General features: G+C 53.4%; 16 protein-coding genes. 10 read left to right on the top strand and 6 right to left on the bottom strand.

The annotated features are described in order from the left end of the window. Entirely contained in the window at positions 1–1080 is a 1080-nt protein-coding gene (locus TURPA_RS12065; protein ID WP_014803586.1) for a hypothetical protein, read from the bottom strand. 1 nt (position 1081) lies between these two features. Further along, positions 1082–4246 carry a SpoIIE family protein phosphatase gene (locus TURPA_RS12060; protein WP_014803585.1) on the bottom strand — a complete coding sequence of 1055 codons (3165 nt, stop codon included), beginning with the start codon at positions 4244–4246 and terminating at the stop codon, positions 1082–1084. A gap of 79 nt (positions 4247–4325) precedes the next feature. On the opposite strand from TURPA_RS12060, the gene TURPA_RS12055 reads away from it, so the two are divergent. From TURPA_RS12055 to TURPA_RS12035, 6 genes are all read left to right on the top strand, one after another. Then, entirely contained in the window at positions 4326–6233 is a 1908-nt protein-coding gene (locus TURPA_RS12055) for a D-arabinono-1,4-lactone oxidase (protein ID WP_041948496.1), read from the top strand. Then, positions 6226–7272, top strand: coding sequence for an AraC family transcriptional regulator (locus tag TURPA_RS12050; protein WP_014803583.1), 1047 nt, complete (start codon positions 6226–6228; stop codon positions 7270–7272). The genes TURPA_RS12055 and TURPA_RS12050 overlap by 8 nt, the downstream gene beginning before the upstream one ends. Before the next feature lie 72 nt (positions 7273–7344). Next, the gene (locus tag TURPA_RS12045; RefSeq protein WP_014803582.1) at positions 7345–8304 is read left to right on the top strand and encodes an NAD-dependent epimerase/dehydratase family protein; all 960 of its coding nucleotides are present in this window, start codon (positions 7345–7347) and stop codon (positions 8302–8304) included. A gap of 10 nt (positions 8305–8314) precedes the next feature. Further along, positions 8315–8458: a hypothetical protein gene (locus TURPA_RS23445; protein WP_157210479.1), complete on the top strand. Its 144-nt coding sequence runs from the start codon at positions 8315–8317 to the stop codon at positions 8456–8458. 16 nt (positions 8459–8474) lie between these two features. Beyond that, a complete protein-coding gene (locus TURPA_RS12040) occupies positions 8475–9017 on the top strand; it encodes a DUF1697 domain-containing protein (protein ID WP_014803580.1) in 543 nt (180 codons plus the stop codon). Positions 9018–9109: 92 nt separating this feature from the next. Beyond that, complete coding sequence (locus TURPA_RS12035) at positions 9110–9991, top strand: sterol desaturase family protein (RefSeq protein WP_014803579.1); 882 nt, start codon at positions 9110–9112, stop codon at positions 9989–9991. A 3-nt stretch (positions 9992–9994) separates the two neighbouring features. Here the strand turns inward: TURPA_RS12035 and TURPA_RS12030 are convergent, their stop codons facing one another. Next, positions 9995–10450, bottom strand: coding sequence for a WG repeat-containing protein (locus TURPA_RS12030; RefSeq protein WP_014803578.1), 456 nt, complete (start codon positions 10448–10450; stop codon positions 9995–9997). A gap of 141 nt (positions 10451–10591) precedes the next feature. Here TURPA_RS12030 and TURPA_RS12025 point away from each other — a divergent pair, with 141 nt between their 5' ends. The 4 genes from TURPA_RS12025 to TURPA_RS12010 are packed head-to-tail and all read left to right on the top strand — an operon-like array spanning position 10592 to position 12934. Further along, positions 10592–10777, top strand: a complete 186-nt coding sequence (locus tag TURPA_RS12025; RefSeq protein ID WP_014803577.1) for a hypothetical protein — start codon at positions 10592–10594, stop codon at positions 10775–10777. A 10-nt stretch (positions 10778–10787) separates the two neighbouring features. After that, positions 10788–11927 (top strand): iron-containing alcohol dehydrogenase, encoded by a 1140-nt coding sequence (locus TURPA_RS12020; RefSeq protein WP_014803576.1) that lies wholly within the window; start codon positions 10788–10790, stop codon positions 11925–11927. Further along, positions 11928–12356, top strand: coding sequence for a hypothetical protein (locus TURPA_RS12015; protein WP_014803575.1), 429 nt, complete (start codon positions 11928–11930; stop codon positions 12354–12356). A 29-nt stretch (positions 12357–12385) separates the two neighbouring features. After that, positions 12386–12934, top strand: coding sequence for a hypothetical protein (locus TURPA_RS12010; RefSeq protein WP_157210478.1), 549 nt, complete (start codon positions 12386–12388; stop codon positions 12932–12934). Positions 12935–12937: 3 nt separating this feature from the next. On the opposite strand, the gene TURPA_RS12005 is transcribed toward TURPA_RS12010, so the two are convergent. The 3 genes from TURPA_RS12005 to TURPA_RS11995 all read right to left on the bottom strand — a co-directional run bounded on the left by TURPA_RS12005 (position 12938) and on the right by TURPA_RS11995 (position 16967). Next, on the bottom strand, positions 12938–13357 hold the full coding sequence (locus TURPA_RS12005; RefSeq protein ID WP_014803573.1) for a GFA family protein: 420 nt from the start codon (positions 13355–13357) through the stop codon (positions 12938–12940). A gap of 56 nt (positions 13358–13413) precedes the next feature. Then, positions 13414–14583: a glycoside hydrolase family 130 protein gene (locus tag TURPA_RS12000; RefSeq protein ID WP_217157563.1), complete on the bottom strand. Its 1170-nt coding sequence runs from the start codon at positions 14581–14583 to the stop codon at positions 13414–13416. 89 nt (positions 14584–14672) lie between these two features. After that, positions 14673–16967, bottom strand: coding sequence for a glycosyltransferase family 4 protein (locus tag TURPA_RS11995; protein WP_014803571.1), 2295 nt, complete (start codon positions 16965–16967; stop codon positions 14673–14675). Positions 16968–16994: the final 27 nt, after the last annotated feature.

Genomic DNA, 16994 nt, shown 5'->3' with positions numbered 1-16994 from the left:
TCAGCGCTTATCCGACGCGGGGGTTTGATAATCGACGGAAAATTCTGAGACAGGCAGACCGAGGTAATTGGAGAGTTTGGTCTTATCTGACAAAATATCAGCTGGTACAGGGGCGATCTCAATTTCACCGATGTTCTGACAGAAATTTTTCGCTCCTTCTTCGGCCTGATCAAAACCGGTTTTGTCGCTCGTGCGTATTACCGGTGTAATACCCACTGCACCGGTGTTGTCGAGAACGAGAAAGCGCGCCTGCGCCGATTTATGCACATTAACTTTAAAGGAGGAGCTTTTATTCACATGACGGGCAAAAGCCCCTTTGTAGCTGACGCCGACAGAATAGATAGCAAAGGCCGCAACCTGATTACCGTCTTTGCGTTTCACGCTGCCTTTTGCGCAGGTCGCCTCGGGCACGGGTTTGTCGAAATTAAACCAGGTGTTGAGTGCGTCGATCTGGTAAACCCGCGTGCCGACGCGAAATGGTCCCTCGCCCTGAAACGACTGGTTGTGGCCGTGCAACTTCCATTGCTTGTCTTTGTTGTGTCGGTAGACCCAGAAATCGTCGCCGCGTTCAATATTCGGAAACTGCACCTCGATTTTTTTACCTGCAGCCATCTGCACTCGCTGGCCCGCGACCGTTTCGGCGTCGACTTTGAACATGCCGGCTGATTTGAAGAATTCGAGATTGCCCTGATCGTTCGTGTACGTCAGGTCAACACCCGCACCGACAAAATCGAGTGGATCGATCACTTCGGTGATCGTCAACCGCACACGGGCGGCAACCGGGCGACCACGCTCATCGGCAAACGCATTTACAGCAATCTTGAGCAGCGTGCCACGCCCAGCCGTGATGCGATTTTCGAGCGCGGGTTCGATCTCAATGATGCTGCGTTCAGGCAGAAGGCTTTTGCGCAGTTGCAACAGCGCCTTGCCCTTGTAACCCGGCAGCAGAGTGGGTTTGGCGTCGGGTAGGTAATGGTATTTCGGCTTATCTTCCCATTCAGCGGCGTGGTGGGGTAAAGAAGACACGATCAGACTCATGACTGCAAGCAGCAGAACCCGCGCCTTTACAGTCATATGCATTCTAAACGACGTCGACCACGATCAGGGTGAAGTCATCCTCATAGTTCACGGGCGTGCCAGTAAATGCCGTAATATTGTCACGCAATGCCTTACACAGGTCAGTCGCCGCCAGTTCGACGTGATTCTGAATAAATGCTTCAAAGCGCTCTTGTCCGTAGAGTTCGGGGCCTGAGCTACCTGCCTCGGTCACGCCGTCTGAATAGAGCACCACGCGGTCGCCCCGCCCGATGTTCGTTCTAGCAATCTGGTAGGTTACTTCTGGATAAATGCCATGCACTTTTCCCGAGGGTTTTAACCGTTCGATGACGCCCGACTGGCGGTGCAAAAGAATCAGCGGCGGGTGCCCGGCGCTTGCGGTGGAAACGATGCCCTGTTCGAGATCAAGGTAAGCGTAGCAGCTTGTAACAAAATTACCCTCAAGCTGCCTGTGCACAATACCATTGATACTTTCGAGTACCTGATCGGGGTGATCGGCCACCGGGCGCTGCAGGTTGATCGAGATACTTAGCATCGAAGCGATCAACGCGGCGGGTATTCCATGGCCTGAAACATCCGCAACAAACACCCCCAGATGGCGCGCGTCGATGTGCAAGAATGAATAGAAATCACCGCCAATGAGTGCCATCGGTTCAAAATCAACCGCCACCTTCCAGTAGGGACTTTGCGGCAGACTTTCAGGCAGCGAGGCCCTCTGAATACGCTGCGCGAGTTCGAGTTCTTTGCGAATATCATTCAGCTGCATCAGCTCGAGCCTCGCCTTCACCAGCGAGAGCTGCGTTTGAATGCGTGCAATTATTTCTTCGCGCGCGACTGGCTTTGGCAGATAGTCGTTCGCGCCGAGCGAAAAACCTTTCACGAGGTCTGTGCTGCTACCGCGTGCAGTGAGAAATATCACCGGTAATTCGGTTGCCGACCAGCGCTCACGAATTCTTTCGCAGACACGAAAACCGTTCATACCAGGCATCATGACATCGAGCAGAATGAGGTCCCATTTTTCCTGGCTTTGCATGAGCTCAAGTGCTGATTCACCGTCACTTGCTGTGCGAGGCTGAATTCCGATCTCTTCGAGCACCTGCGTCAACAGGCGTATATTCACCGGTTCGTCGTCTGCAATGAGTACCTGGAGACCATCGGTGGGCAGATAGTCACGCTTCAGCAGCCCAGTAGCCTCTTTGACTGAAAGCTCGCTGTGCTCCCTGAGCGCACCGGGTAACGGTTCATTGGCAGTATCTGCGATTAGGCTCGAGTCTGCGAGCGGCAGCGAAAAGGAGAACATGGCCCCATGCCCCGGTTCTGACGTGACGCTCATTAATCCACCGTGCAATTCGACCAGGCGCTTGGTGATCGTAAGACCGAGACCGGTGCCGCCGTATTGCCGTTCGATCGAAGCCTCTGCCTGTTCGAAGGCATTAAAGATCGTTTCGAGTTTAGTCGTCTCAATACCGATGCCGCTGTCGATGACTGAAATGAAGGCATTGTTACCCTGCGCTCTGGCATCGACGCGCACATACCCCCGCTGCGTGAACTTAATTGCATTGCCGATCAGATTATGCAGAATTTGCTGCAACCTGTTTTCATCGGCCCAAACCGGCGTTAGGTTACGGGGCACCAGATTCTGCAGTACTATCTCTTTTTGGCCCACCATCGGCTGAATGATTTTGAAGACGATGTCGACTGCCTGAAAAAGGCTAACAGGCCTTTTCGCCAGAATAATATCACGGTTCTTGAGCTTCGACATATCGAGAATATCATCGACGAGGCGCGCCAGACGATTGCTGCTCGCCAGAATCAGGCCAATGTTCTCTTGCGCGCGCTCAGAAAGCGCAGGCTCGTTCAAAAGCGACTCGCTGAGGCCTATGATGCCGAAAAGCGGCGTTCGCAGTTCGTGGGACGTATTCGCGAGAAAGTCGTCTTTGAGCTTATCTGCATTGCGCATCGTCTCAACGAGAATCGCCTGCGCATGCTCCTTCTCTACGTAGACCCGCTGAATTTTTATCGCCATCGCTGACGCCATGCAGACAACCACAGTGAGAAAGCCAATATCGGCAAATTTGACCGAAACCGGCAGGCTCAGGTATTGCAGCATGTCGTTGGCGAGCCCGAAACTCAAAACGGCAAAGCCGGCAGCGAGCAACCTGGCCCCAGGCATTTTGGCTCTGATACCGCGAATGGTGTATCCGATGAAAGCCAGTAAACTGAGCATGATGAAGAGCATGCCAACCGGGAGAATATACTTGATGTAAATTGCAACAAGCGGCTTGATTACGAGGTGAAGCGAGACTGCAGATAGCAGAAGATAACCTGCGATGCTGAGCGCCTGCAGCACCCTGCTTTTCTGAATATCGAAATATTCGCGAATATACCCCGCCATCGCAATTGGAAAAAAGCCGACGATCAGGTGTATCAGCATCTGGTTTACATGAAAGCTGTCGGCGAGCCAATACCCAATGCCGTTCATGCCAAGCAGGCTGCCGGCAATCGCGACGCAGAGCATCGCGAAATAGGCATATTCTTTTGATTTGCGGGCGTAGAGAAGTATAAAATGGTAAAGCGCCATAATCAGAAAAGCCGCGGCCATGAAACCGGGAATAATTACGAGTAGCATAAACCGCTCGTGTACACGGTCGGCGCGACCGAGATAGACCCAGTCGTTGCCGAACATGCCGCCCACACCGTTATAACCCACAACGCGAATTGCCAGGGTATTATCGCCCTTCGGGCGCAGCAAATCGGACGGTATAAAGTAGAGCGAGAGTTGCTCAGAGGGCCGCAATATGTTTCCAGATGCGTCTACGGTACCCTTCGAACCGATCAGTTTGCCATTACAATAGACCTCGCTCGCCGATGCGATTGGGGCAAGAATCAACGCCAGATCTGAACCCTGCAAAGGCTGACCAATGGTAAAATGCAGGCGATACCATGCATTGCCGGCATAATCAAAACCATGCATTCGCCATTCGTTCTGAACGGGAATTTGTGGCCATTCAGAGTCGGCTAAATCGGCCCGGCTATATTCGGGCTTATCTGCAGGCTGAAACCTCCATTTGCCGATGGCATGTTCAACCTGTCTGTCGCCCCCGAGATGCAGGCGTCCGTTTTCGGCGACCGCAGAGAGCGGCAAAACGGCGAGAAGAAGGCTCGGTACAAGTCGCATGGCACGCGGCATTCACGTAAAAGCAAATTCATGAGCCCTGCGTCAAGTTATTCTAAAGGTTGTTTTGCAACGCTGCGAAATCTGGTCGACAATGGCAGCGCTTAGCCAACATTCGCCGATGCAGGTACGCACAGTTCTGATTCTTGACGGTATTTTGACCATCGTTCTGGGTCCGCTTTTTTTCTTCTTCGGCAGAAACATATTACAGTTTCTGGGCTCACCGGCCGGCGATGATGCTCTGGTACTAATGCGCCTCTATGGCGGTATGCTAGTCATGAATGGCATCTTTTTTCTCGGTTCGGCCAACACGACTGACAACGCCGTGCGCAAGAGTTTTCTCTATGGAAGCCTGGTTGTTGACGGCATCTCGGCTTGTGTGCTCGCCTATGCCGCATATACGGGAGTATTTAACGGTTGGGGGTATGGCGGTGCAGCGGTGTTCGCTACGGTCTGGCTTCTCTTCTTATTCGCGCTTCTGCGACTCGACGAACTCAAAGTATTCACGATCATCGCAAGCGAAGACGATATACTCGCGGCCGTGAATCAGGCGCGCACGAAAAAAATGCAGGTACGGGTACGCGGCTCTGCGCATTCCGTCGACAAGGCAATTTTTACCGACAAATTCAAAACCTGGTTGAAGGCCGGCAACGAAATGAACCTCTACATGAGTGATTACGACGAAATCGTTGCTGTCGACCCCAAAACGCGCCGCGTTGAAGTTCAGGCGGGTTGCCACCTCGGGGCCGACCCGTTCGACCCGGCACAAAAAGCAATCTGGGAACGCAGCCTGCTCTATAAACTGGATGCGATGGGTTGGGCGCTGCCTGATCTCGGCGGCATTACTCACCAGACCGTTGCTGGTTTTCTGATGACCGGCTCATCAGGCGGATCTGTAAAGTACTCAATCGACGACGCCATCTACGCCTTTCGCTTTATCGACGGCAACGGTGAAATTCAGACTGCAAGTCGTGACCGCAACATAGACCTATTTAACGCCGTGGGTGTTTCCATGGGATTACTGGGAGTCATTTCAACCGTCACATTCCAATGCGTACCGAAATACGATATTGTCGGCCAAGAAGCGACCACGTATGATACGGGCGCTGCGATCGATCTGTTCGGCAAGGGTGACAAAGCGCGACCCTCACTGCAAAAGTTTATGACCGACACCGAGTATATGCGCATGATGTGGTGGCCTCAGAAAGGTGTACGCAAAGCAGTCGTCTGGCAGGCTAGACGTATGACCAGGAGCGATTATAATAAAGAAACAAACCCACCGAACGGCCCGGGCAAAAACCCATTCAAGCCCAAGCCCTACCTCGAACTGGGTGAAAACACCCTGCTGGCCGAAATCGGAGCAAGCCTCTTCTACACGCTGATTGGCAACCTGTCGAAACTCGGCGCACTCGGCCGTTTTCTCAACAAGCACCTCAGCTGGATTCTCACCAAGGTTCTCAATCTGTTCGTCGTGAATGACGCCGACGCCAAGCCCCCAGGGCCGCAAAAGTTCTGGGATCACTATTACAATTCGCTGCCGATGGATAACCAGATGCGCGACAATCTGATGCCAACCGAATTCACCGAACTCTGGATACCCATAGAGAAGACCGAAGCAGTGATGAACGCTCTGCTGCAACACTATGAAAAAAACGGTCTCTCAGCCACTGGCACATACGCCTGCGAAATTTATGCAGCCAAGCGCAGCAGATTCTGGCTCAGCCCCGCGTACAACCAAAACGTCGTGCGTATCGACGTTTTCTGGTTTGCCCGCAATGCCGGTAACCCTGCGAAAACTTTTTATCCGCAGTTCTGGAAACTTTTGAAGCCGTTTGGCTTTCGGCCCCACTGGGGCAAATTTCTGCCTCCCGCAGATTCCGATACGGGCCGTGAATATATGCGCCAGCAATACCCGCGCTGGGATGACTTCGTCAAGCTGCGCCGCAAGCACGACCCGCAGAATCTGTTTCTGACCAGGTACTGGCGCGATTATTTTGCCTGAGAGCTACCAGCCCACGCTGCTCATCGCCAGCATCACGCTGCTGACAGTGATGCTGCTCAGGCTCGCGCCATCTTTGCCGACTGCGCGCGGGGGCTATGCTTTTGGGCTTGTGCTTTGCAGCCAGGCTTATCTGGTGAGCTGGCTGTTGAACAGCTCGCCGATGCCGCGTGCACTGCGCATCACCCTACTTGCACTCATTGTGGCACAGCCGGTGTTTTTCTGGCTCACGGCAAACGTTCTGTTTGAAGATCGCTTTCGCTTGCGCTGGTGGCACATTCTGGCGATCGCCGGCAAATTTATCGTCGCCGGTTGCATTGCTTACGATCGTCCGCTCACCAACGTATTCGCAGGTTACAGCGCTGAAGAGCTGCCGAGGCTTTTGCCAAATTTCTTCTACACTCTGGCGTTCGTCTTCCATGCGCTCGCAGTTGTTCTGCGCACAAACCGCAACGACCTGGTTGAGCCGCGGCGCCGCCTTCGGGCCTACGTGCTTGTGGGCACGGCAGTGATTATCGTGCACGCTCTGCTTTCGGCCGCTGTTCTCAGGCCACTCAATTTCGGATCGATCTCTGACATGATTTCTCTGGGTGTCATATTTGGCGGCGCGCTGGTTACCGTGACGTGGGGTGATGTGCTGTGGCGCGACATGTTCACAGCACGTGAAAAATCCGCCTCTGCTATGAGCGATGCAGACCAGACTATCGTGGCGAAAGCGCTCGCTGCAATGGAAACCGATGAGCTCTTTCGCACCGAGGGTCTGACTGTCACGGCGCTGGCGACCAAACTCGGCGTGCAGGAATACAAACTGCGCCGGGCGATCAACAACGGTCTCGGTTACCGCAATTTCAATGAATATCTGAACTTCTACCGCATGCGGGCCGCGAAGAAGTTTCTCGAAGCGCCCGAGAACTCTGCCTACCCGCTGATTCACCTGGCGCTCGATCTGGGCTACCCTTCGCCTGCCCCCTTCAACCGGGCGTTTAAAGAAGCCACCGGCATTTCACCCGGCGAATACCGCCGGCGCGCGCACGACAACTGATGAAAGCCGCTTTACATTCTGCGCACCGCCCCCCCCCATGGCGCCCATGAACGGCCGCGAGGTACCTCGTTGATGCAGTGCCTCGTTACGGGGGGTACCGGCTATCTCGGCCGCGCGCTGGCCGAGCGGCTGCAGAATGACGGGCATCGCGTACGCATTCTCGATGTGCGTAAGGGTGACCTTTTCTGCGAATACGTTGAAGGCGACATTTTGGTTGAACAAGATGTCGAACGCGCGATGCGCGGTGTCGATGCGGTCTTTCATGTCGCTGCGATCGTCGGTTTTTGGAAAGGCAAGCGCGAATGGCAGAGGCTCGTTAACGTTGAGGGCACACGCAATGTTATGCGCACGGCGCTGCGCCTCGCCGTGCCGAAAATTGTTTATACGAGCACGATAAACACTTTCGGCTATGCGCGGTCTGAAACCGAAGTCGGCGACGAGACAACCCCCTACAATTGGGGGCCGCTCGACGTGAGCTACATGGAGACAAAACATGAAGCGCAGAATCTGGTCATCGATATGGTACGGACTTCGGCATTGCCTGCGACGATTGTGAATCCCGGCACGGTTTTCGGGGGCGCGGGTGCCGCGGGCATGAATGCGAACCGATACATTGAGCTTATTCGCGCCAAACAAATGCCGGCATACCCCACGGGCGGCACGAACTGCGTTGCACTCGAAGACGTCGTCGAGGGGCATATCATGGCGTACCGAAAAGGCAGACCTGGGGAGTGTTATATTCTGGGAGCAGAAAACCTGACGTACCGCGCGCTGTTTGAATTCATCGCCTCGGAGCTGAATGTACCTGCGCCGGCGATACCACTAGTCGAAGGCGTGACTTCGGTCGTAGCGGGTATTGCCGAAAAAGGCTTCAGTGTCTTCGGCAAAGAGCCCCCCTTTACCGGTGAAATGGTGCGGGCCTCGAGTCGTTATTCATTTTACCGCAATGACAAAGCGCGGCGCGAATTCGGTATGGTGTTTAAAGAATTTTTACCTTACCTGCAGCGGTTGATTCAGCAGAAATACAGATAAGTCGAACCGATTGAGCAATCAGAACCAGAGCGAAATGAAACCCAATGGCGAAAATATCCAAAGGCAGTCCATTCGCTTCGACATTGAAGTTCTGAGCATTGATATCTGTATCGGTGTTTTGGGCGCCGGTGCGCTCGCTCAGGCGGTTTTCTAAGCGACAAAGAGGGCAAATGCGCTACATCTCATTACTTCGTGGCATTAACGTCAGTGGCCAGAAGAAAATCAAAATGACCGACCTGAAGGCGGTGTTTGAGAAAATGAAGCTACAAGACGTTGAAACTTATATCCAGAGCGGCAATGTTGTTTTTTCGTCGCCCGAGCGGAATGCGGGTAAACTTTCAGCAGCGCTCGAGGCCGGCATCAAAAAGGCCTTTGGTTTTGATGTGAGCGTGATAATTCGTAACGCAGCGGAGTGGCAGAAGATTCTGAAATCCAACCCCTTTCTGAAGCGCGCAGAAGTTCCTGCAAAATTCATGTTTGTTACCCTGCTAAGCGAAACTGCAACTTCGGCGCCGGAAACCGCGCTCAGGGCATATTGCCGCAGTGGCGAAGAATTTGCCCTGAAGGGATGCGAGCTCTACCTCATCTACCCTAATGGCTCTGGCAAAAGCAAGTTGAATCTGAACGTTATTGAAAGGCAGCTCAATGTCACGGGGACAGCACGCAACTGGAACACCATGCTTGCGCTGGCTGAAATGCTGCAAAAAGAGTGAATATGGGGCAAAATGTATTCACAATTTTGAAATCGTCAAGGCTTTGGTGATAATCGTGTAGCGAAGCAGAAAAAAATGTGTTAGGCTGAACGATGGAAAAACAGAAATTTCTCGTCTATGCCTTTCCCGTGCTGCTCATTCTGGCGCTCGTCGAGGCGCTGATTTACCGGCGGCTCACAAAACGTGACTTCGCGTGGAAAGAGAGCGCCGCTTCGATCGGCGTTGCGGTCGGCTACCGCACCAGTGTCGTGCTCGCAACTATGGTAACAGGCGGTCTCTTTCTTTGGTTTGAGACAATTCGCCCGTGGCGATTCACCATGGATAAATGGTACCATTGGGTCGGGCTCTTTTGGGGGCTCGAATTTTGCTATTATTGGTTTCACCGCGCGAGCCATGAGGTGCGCTGGTTTTGGGCCACGCATGCAGTGCACCATTCGCCCGAACACCTGAATTTTTCAGCGGCCTATCGCCTTGGCTGGACAGGCCACATTACCGGCAGCTACTTCTTTTTCGCACCGCTCATCGTGCTCGGCTACGATGCCAAGATCGTCTTCATGATGCTCGGCATCAACCTGCTCTACCAGTTCTGGCTGCACACTGAACTGATACCCAAGCTCGGTTGGTTCGAATATTTCTTCAACACCCCGTCACACCACCGCGTGCACCATTCAACCAACGCGCAATACCTCGACTGCAACTATGGCGGCGTTGTGATCATCTTCGACCGTATGTTCGGCACATTCGTCGCCGAAGACGAAAAAGACCCTTGCCGCTATGGATTGATCACGCAGGTAAAGTCAAACAACCCATTCAAGATCGCGTTTCACGAATGGATTAAAGTTCTGAAAGACTTGCATACGTCGCGCAGCCTTAAAGATGTAGTAGGATTTCTTTTTGCAAGACCGGGTTGGCGACCCGACGGCAAGGGACTCACCACAAAGAATCTGAAGATGACAGAAACGGTGACGCCATAGGCGTCACCGTTTCTGTCGAAATACCTTACCTTTTTTGTCGACTTCGCCCCAGGTTCCGGTTTTTTCGTCGAGCCTGCTGTGTTCGCCGTCTTGAATAGTTTGGCAACCGTTACAAAAGCGCGCCCTGCCTTTCTCGAACGGAAACACGAAATCAAACTGCGCCTTGATGACTTTCTTACCGGCTTCGTTCACAAAGCCCATCTTGCCATTTTCGACGAAACGCAATAGCCCTTCTTGCACATAGTCGGGGCCGTTGTCATAGATGAAAGGCTTGTAGAGCACTCTCTTTTTACGGTTAATCGCAACCCAGCCGTCATTGGTGAGAATATGCGCTATTCCCGATTTATTGAAGGTGACTTCTTGGCCTTGGGCGATGTGGTATGCCGTGATGTCATCGGCAAGAATTGCCGTCACGCTGGCGGCTATCAAAACAGCAAAGAGAACAATTAATCTTTTCATAGGCAAATATTTTTAGCACATGTGCCACAGTCAATCATTTGAAATTCTTCCGTAGAGACGCCCTTCACAGGCGTCTCTACAGTTGCATCTGATTTGGGTGAACGCGCTTGACATCGCACGTGTAACGCCGAACGCATAGCCATGAATCAGAAACTGCTCTTTATCCTTGGTGGCTTATTCACTGCCGCAACTGCGGCAACCTATATGCTTCCTGAATTCACCAACGGCCGCGCGAGTGAAAACGAAATTCGTCCGTTTTTGTTTTCGTTTGGCATCGCTGCCGTGACGACGCTGATCGGCGCATTTACGCGCAAGAAATCAGAATAGAAAAGTCACGGTGGATTTTCAAACCACACGACGCATTGTTGCAGAACCGGGGTCGGTGAACCGCCTTGGCGCGCTGGCGCGTGAACTCGGCGTCAAACGCGCTCTACTCGTGACGGATCGTGGCATTTTTGAATCCTCATTACATACGCGTGCAACCGATGCACTGAAAATGGCCGATGTCGATTTTGTCGTCGAATACAACGTCGTCGCCGACCCGCCAGAAGGCATGGTGCTCGAAGCGGTGACGAAGGCGCGGGCGCTCAGAATCGACGGTGTCATCGGTTTCGGCGGCGGCAGCTCGATGGATGTCGCGAAGGTGATTGCGACGCTCGTGCCGTCGCAGCAGCAAATCGGCGAAATTTATGGCATCGGCAATGTGCGGGGTGCCCGCCTGCCGCTCATTCAAGTGCCAACGACTGCAGGCACCGGTTCTGAGGTAACACAGATTGCAATTATCACCACCGGCGAAACGACCAAGACAGGTATCGTGTCGCCACAACTATTGCCCGACGTTGCGCTGCTCGACGGAGAACTGACGCTCGGTCTGCCGCCGCCGGTGACTGCAGCAACCGGCATCGACGCGATGGTGCATGCAATCGAGGCATACACAAGCCGGCACAAGAAGAATCAATATTCAGACCTGCTTGCGCGCGAGGCGCTGCGGCTCTTGTCTGCGCATCTGATCACTGCCGTTCAAGATGGCACGAACCTCGAAGCGCGTTCAGCGATGCTTTACGGCGCGATGCTCGCGGGCCAGGCGTTTGCCAACGCGCCGGTAGCGGCTGTGCATGCTCTGGCATACCCACTGGGCGGGCATTACCATATCTCGCATGGACTTTCGAATTCGCTGATGCTGGCGCATGTGCTGCGGTTTAATGCCGAGACGGCGCCAGCGCCTTACGCAGAGCTCTGCGCCTCATTGCATTCTGCCAAGGCGCTGCCGGCATCAGCAGAGACTTTCATCACCGCAATCGCAGAACTCTGCGCGGCTACGGGTATCGAGCAGTCACTGCGGCAGCTAAACGTACCCCGCGCCGATCTGCCGATGCTGGCCAAAGAGGCAATGCTGCAGCAGCGCCTGCTCGTCAATAACCCAAGAGAAATCACTGAAACAGACGCGCTGCGGCTGTACGAGAACGCGTGGGGATAATTGGGCATACCTCGCCACCTGCCACTGCTGTTGTTGATTCTCGCCTGCCGCGCACCGCTCGCGGCCGACCCCGCGGGCATCATTGAGGCACCGTACCAGCCCGATTATGCAAAGGGGATGCCCGAAAGGCAGCTGTGGCGGGAAGTGCGCGAAAAGTTTCTGCGCAGCGAATACCCGAGAATTCTGAAGCGGCAAAATCTTCGCCTGAACTGCGGCACTTGCACCACAATCTACGCTGACTTTGAACTCAGCATTTCTCTCACCGGCGAACCGACGATTCGCAATCTCGTGGTCGCCAAAGCCTGCGGCAGGCCGATGGGCAAGATGCTCAGGGCGGATTTCTCACGTTACCTCGAAAATTACCCTTATAAGCCAGGTCTTTATGGCACGACGGTTCGGCTGCGTTTGGGAACAGGGCTAAAGTGCTGAAGGCCTCGACGATGTTTCGTTCTCGCCGCGTGGCAACCTTAGCTCTGATGACTCTTTTGTCATTCAGCCAAATGCCCCTCTTTGCTGAAAAGAGTTATGGGCGCGAATCATTCGAGATCGGCGTCGAGCGCTACCAGGTGGCCGCTCCCGATGAAAATGCCAACTTCTCGGGGGTCGTGCTCAACTATTTTTTCGATAACAATGTTTACGTCGGCACTAACCAGATGTCGCTTTATTTGCGGGGTGCATCGGAATACCGGCCCGATTTTCACCTCGGATTCTTGTTTCCATTCACCGACCATATCGCAGCTGAGGCGGCTATCGGCGTCGATTTTTACACGGCCCTTATTATCGCGCTGGCCGTTCTGGATGAAGACGACAGCCTCGACTACAAGTTCGCCACAAATTTTTATTCACCCTACTTTACTTTTTCGGCGGGCCTGCGGTTTGAATTCGACGCGTTTGCGCTGAAACTGATTACACAGACCCAATTTGGCGGCTATCTGCAAAAAGAGACGAGCGCCTTTAACGCCTCACTCTGGGTAGGCCTCGGCGCGGCCTACCGTTTTTCCTTTTAGCTGTTACTTTCGTTTCAGATCTTCTTCTGTCTTGCGTGGGGCAGTCAACGCCTCTTCATACCAGTCGGCCCGGCTATCCCAATGCACGTTGGCGTCGACCTTGCGCTCGTTGAAGTGCGTGAGCGAGCCCGCAGGCACGACACTCACTTTGCCATCGCGGCTGACATAGGGCACGGGCGAGCCGCAGATAGTGCAGAACGCCCGGGAAAATTGTTCTGCCTCGGGCAGGTCAAAGCGCTTGATTTTTTCTTCGCCCTGAGTGAAAACCACGTTCGCCGCGCGGGTGAAGATATTCGCCGCATGTTCGGTGCCGCTCGCGCGGCGGCAGCGTGAGCAATGGCAGAAAAAGAACCGAATGAACGGCCCCTTGACATTGTATTTTACCGCACCGCAGAGGCAGGTACCTTCGTATTCTTGTGACATGGCACAGGTCTGCAGAAATCGGCTTTGGTGTAAAGGGGATTCAGAAGCTCAAAAGATTATGGGCCATTCGCAAGCAGTAGATCGAGCAAATCACTGAGATTCGTTGTGGCAATCACTGACATGCTATCGCTGAGACCGTATGCCAGCACAAGCCGACCCGCGTGCACGAGTGAGCCACAGCTGTAAACGACGTTGGGCACATAACCCTCTCGATCACGACCTTCGGGAAAGATAAGAGGTTCTTTGAGAATGCCGATAATTTTCAGCGGATTATCCAGATCGAGTAACATCGCACCGAGGCAATAAGTACGCATCGGCCCGACGCCGTGCGTGATCACGAGCCAGCCTTTTGCAGTTTCTATCGGCGAACCGCAATTGCCAGTTTTTACTAGCTCCCATGCATGCCGCGGGCCATAAAGAAAATGCGTGTTCTCCCAGTAACGAATATTGTCGGCATACATGAGAAACAGATTCTCATCATCTTGCCGGGATATCATTGCATAGCGGCCGCCGATCTTACGCGGGAAAAGCGCCATACCTTTATTCTTTACCGCTGCGCCAAAAAGTGCGAGTGAGCGAAACGTGACGAAGTCATCTGTCTGAATCAGTCGCGGGGTAATCGCCTGACCGTTATAGGCCGTGTAAGTCGCAAAATATTGCGGAACTAGACCCGGCTCAGAAAATTTTACAAAGCGGGCGTCTTCAATGCCATTACTCTCTACGCTGAGCATCGGGAAAATAATGCGTTCGTCGAGTTGCACCTCAGCGCCAAAACTGATCTCTGCCGCGTCTTCTGTGCTATTCTTGATAATTGGCAGACTCGCGAAAGGTGATGCAGGTATAGCTGTTGCTTCGCCGTCAGCGAAAATCGTAACGGTACGAAACTCAACGGAAGAAATATGGCCTTCGCCGGTAGCCCGCAAAGACATGACAAGGCGCAGAGCACCGTCAACAAGGTTCGATTGATCCGGATGCGGCACAATCGATGGATTAAAAAGAGCTGCTGATTCTGGAGCATATTCGCCCGAGAACAGCGCACCGATGAGAAGCTGTCTCGCGCGCGACACGACACCCACCTTAACACGGCTGGTAACAAGTTCAAAGTGCTTTTCAAGCAAAGATTCGAAATCTGCATGGCGAAATGCAAAATCATTGCGGATGTCGTGCAGTTCTGTCGCGACCTCGGCATCAGAAAGCGCCATTGCCCTCTGAACAATAGAAGACACCTGACTGTCGCTCGAGGGTAAAAAAGGGCGCAGAATTACTCTCGCTGCAGTTGGCGACATGCTCAGTCGTCTTTCAAAGACCATTGTTTTCAAAGAAGGCTCACTCGCGTCGAAAATTCATGTTCTATTAAGTCGAGATCGGCCCGGGCCAGATGAAACGCAAGGGTCGACTCTGCCCCCTGGTTTTCATTCAAACGGTCTGCATGCAGACCATCACGGCAACCGCCGGTCGTTGCATCGTAGAGGCTGACCCCAAGATCGTTTCGACCCATAAACCATTCGAATGTGCGGCGGGCCGTCTGTATACGGTGTATATCATGGGTTGCGCGGTATGCCGACAGACATGCCGCAATCATGGCTCCCGCTTCGAGCGGTTGTTGATCATAAATGGCCTTCGTCTCGCCTTTTACGTAGAATCCGTTGCTGCCTACAGGCCTGAAACATCCGTTGGGTGATTTTTGCACCGACTCGAGCCAGTCGAGTGATTCAAGGCCCACGGAGAGCGCTTCTGAATCAGAATTCTGTTGCCCACTGATAATCAAAGCCTGCGAAATGCGCGCATTGTCGTAGCTGACGACATTTTCAAACCACTGCCAACCTTCTGTGGCTGTGTCTCGGTACCGTTGCAGCAATTTCTGCGTCAGGCGCGCCCTGATAGCCTGAATAGCGCTGTCGCCTGAAAATCGGTGCAGATATTCGTTGATCCCGAGCAGGGCGAAAGCCCATGCGCGCGGTGAAGTAAATGCTTCGGTAATGTAGATGGCCCGCCTGAACATCATCACGCAGAGTGTCCGGTGAGAGATATTCTGTGAACGCGCAACCCCGGTACCCGCAGCCCAGACCGCGCGCGCATGCGAGTCTTCGCTGCCGGCACTATCGCGCCATATGCGCTCATAGCTCATAAAATTGCGAAATCTGTCGCCATCGAGCGCATACCACAGATAAGCCAGATAGTTTGTTGCCAGCTTTTCCTGTGAAATTCGCATCGCATCGTCACCCAGCTCAACCAGCATGCAGGTCAAAATAAATGCTCTGGCGTTATCGTCGGTGCAATAACCCTCGGCAAAATTTGGTAAAGCAACGATTGCATGCTGTAAAATACCAGTCGAATCGGTCATACGGGCCACGTGATCTGTTCTTAGCGGCGGCACAAATTCTGCTCGGCTGTCGAGGGTCCATTCGGCGAACGCATGCCGCGGCGCCACCCGATGCTCGCTGCGCACATCTCGGAATAGCTTCAAATAAGCCCTGGCCACTTCTGACCAGACCATACGCCGGCCCGATGCATATGCGCGGGCCTGCGTCAGAGCCAGACCCGCTTCATCTTCGAGATATCGGCAGACGGCAATCGCAATAGCTGACGCATCTCTGAACGGCACGAGCTGCCCGGAATTATCGGCGAGCAATTCTTGTGCATGCCAATAAGGAGTTGAAACAACCGCTTTGCCCGCTCCGAAAAGATACGCGAGCGTGCCCGAGGTGATTTGCGTTTCGCTGATATAGGGTGTTATGTAAATATCGGTCGCCCCGATAAACTCACGCAAATCATTGCTCGAAACATATTGATTGTAAAAAATGACCTGCTTACTGACGCCAAGATCTGCCGCTAGCCGCTCGAGACTCAACCGGTATGTCTCGCCTTCACTCGCGAGCAAATTCGGATGCGTCGCCCCAAGCACCACGTAAACCACCTGCGGATGTGCAGCAATGATCTGTGGCAATGCCCGAATCGCATATTCGATGCCCTTTGCCGGTGACAAAAGACCAAAAGTAAAAAGAACCTTTTTGCCGGCGAAACCAAACTGGGCTTTGTAATGGCTCGAAGCATCGAACGGTAAATCGGGAATACCGTGTGGAATCTGAGAAATTTTATTTGCGGCAACTCCGTAAATTTCTGTCAGAATTTCAGAGCCTTTGTGCGCCATGGCAACGACGCGGTCGCTGCGGTCTAAAATTTCACGCATGACCCGACGCTGGCCTGCATCGGGTTCGCGCAGTATCGTATGCAGCGTTGTGATCACAGGCATGCGTACTTCATCGAGCAGGCCCAGCAGATGGCTGCCGGCTGTGCCGCCGTAGATGCCAAACTCGTGTTGAACGCAGAGAATATCGACCGCGCTGAAATTGAGAAAATCGGCAGCGCTGCGGTAAGATCTGAGATCTTTTTCTTCAATCTCGATACGCACGCGATCAGAATAATGATAGCCGCCGGCCCGATCATTGACCGCACAAATGAAAACTTCAGATTGTGCTGACTCGTCGGCGATCGCCTCGCTTAAATCATGTGTGAAAGTCGCGATGCCGCACTGGCGCGGAACATAATCGCCGAGAAAGGCAATTCGGGCCGCTGAAGAGTTTTCTATGGTGTAATCCAGTGCATGCAAATTTATGCTGCAGCGATTCAGGGGGTC

This window comes from Turneriella parva DSM 21527 (assembly GCF_000266885.1).
Taxonomy (GTDB): domain Bacteria; phylum Spirochaetota; class Leptospiria; order Turneriellales; family Turneriellaceae; genus Turneriella; species Turneriella parva.
Note: the sequence above shows the minus strand (reverse complement) of the source record. Positions and strands in the feature narration are given on the sequence as shown.

Excerpts from the sequence above, each read along its gene's own strand:
- TURPA_RS12065 (WP_014803586.1), bottom strand. The coding sequence starts at position 1,080 with ATGCATATGACTGTAAAGGCGCGGGTTCTGCTGCTTGCAGTCATGAGT.
- TURPA_RS12060 (WP_014803585.1), bottom strand. The coding sequence starts at position 4,246 with ATGCCGCGTGCCATGCGACTTGTACCGAGCCTTCTTCTCGCCGTTTTG.
- TURPA_RS12055 (WP_041948496.1), top strand. The coding sequence starts at position 4,326 with ATGGCAGCGCTTAGCCAACATTCGCCGATGCAGGTACGCACAGTTCTG.
- TURPA_RS12045 (WP_014803582.1), top strand. The coding sequence starts at position 7,345 with ATGCAGTGCCTCGTTACGGGGGGTACCGGCTATCTCGGCCGCGCGCTG.
- TURPA_RS12040 (WP_014803580.1), top strand. The coding sequence starts at position 8,475 with ATGCGCTACATCTCATTACTTCGTGGCATTAACGTCAGTGGCCAGAAG.
- TURPA_RS12035 (WP_014803579.1), top strand. The coding sequence starts at position 9,110 with ATGGAAAAACAGAAATTTCTCGTCTATGCCTTTCCCGTGCTGCTCATT.
- TURPA_RS12030 (WP_014803578.1), bottom strand. The coding sequence starts at position 10,450 with ATGAAAAGATTAATTGTTCTCTTTGCTGTTTTGATAGCCGCCAGCGTG.
- TURPA_RS12025 (WP_014803577.1), top strand. The coding sequence starts at position 10,592 with ATGAATCAGAAACTGCTCTTTATCCTTGGTGGCTTATTCACTGCCGCA.
- TURPA_RS12005 (WP_014803573.1), bottom strand. The coding sequence starts at position 13,357 with ATGTCACAAGAATACGAAGGTACCTGCCTCTGCGGTGCGGTAAAATAC.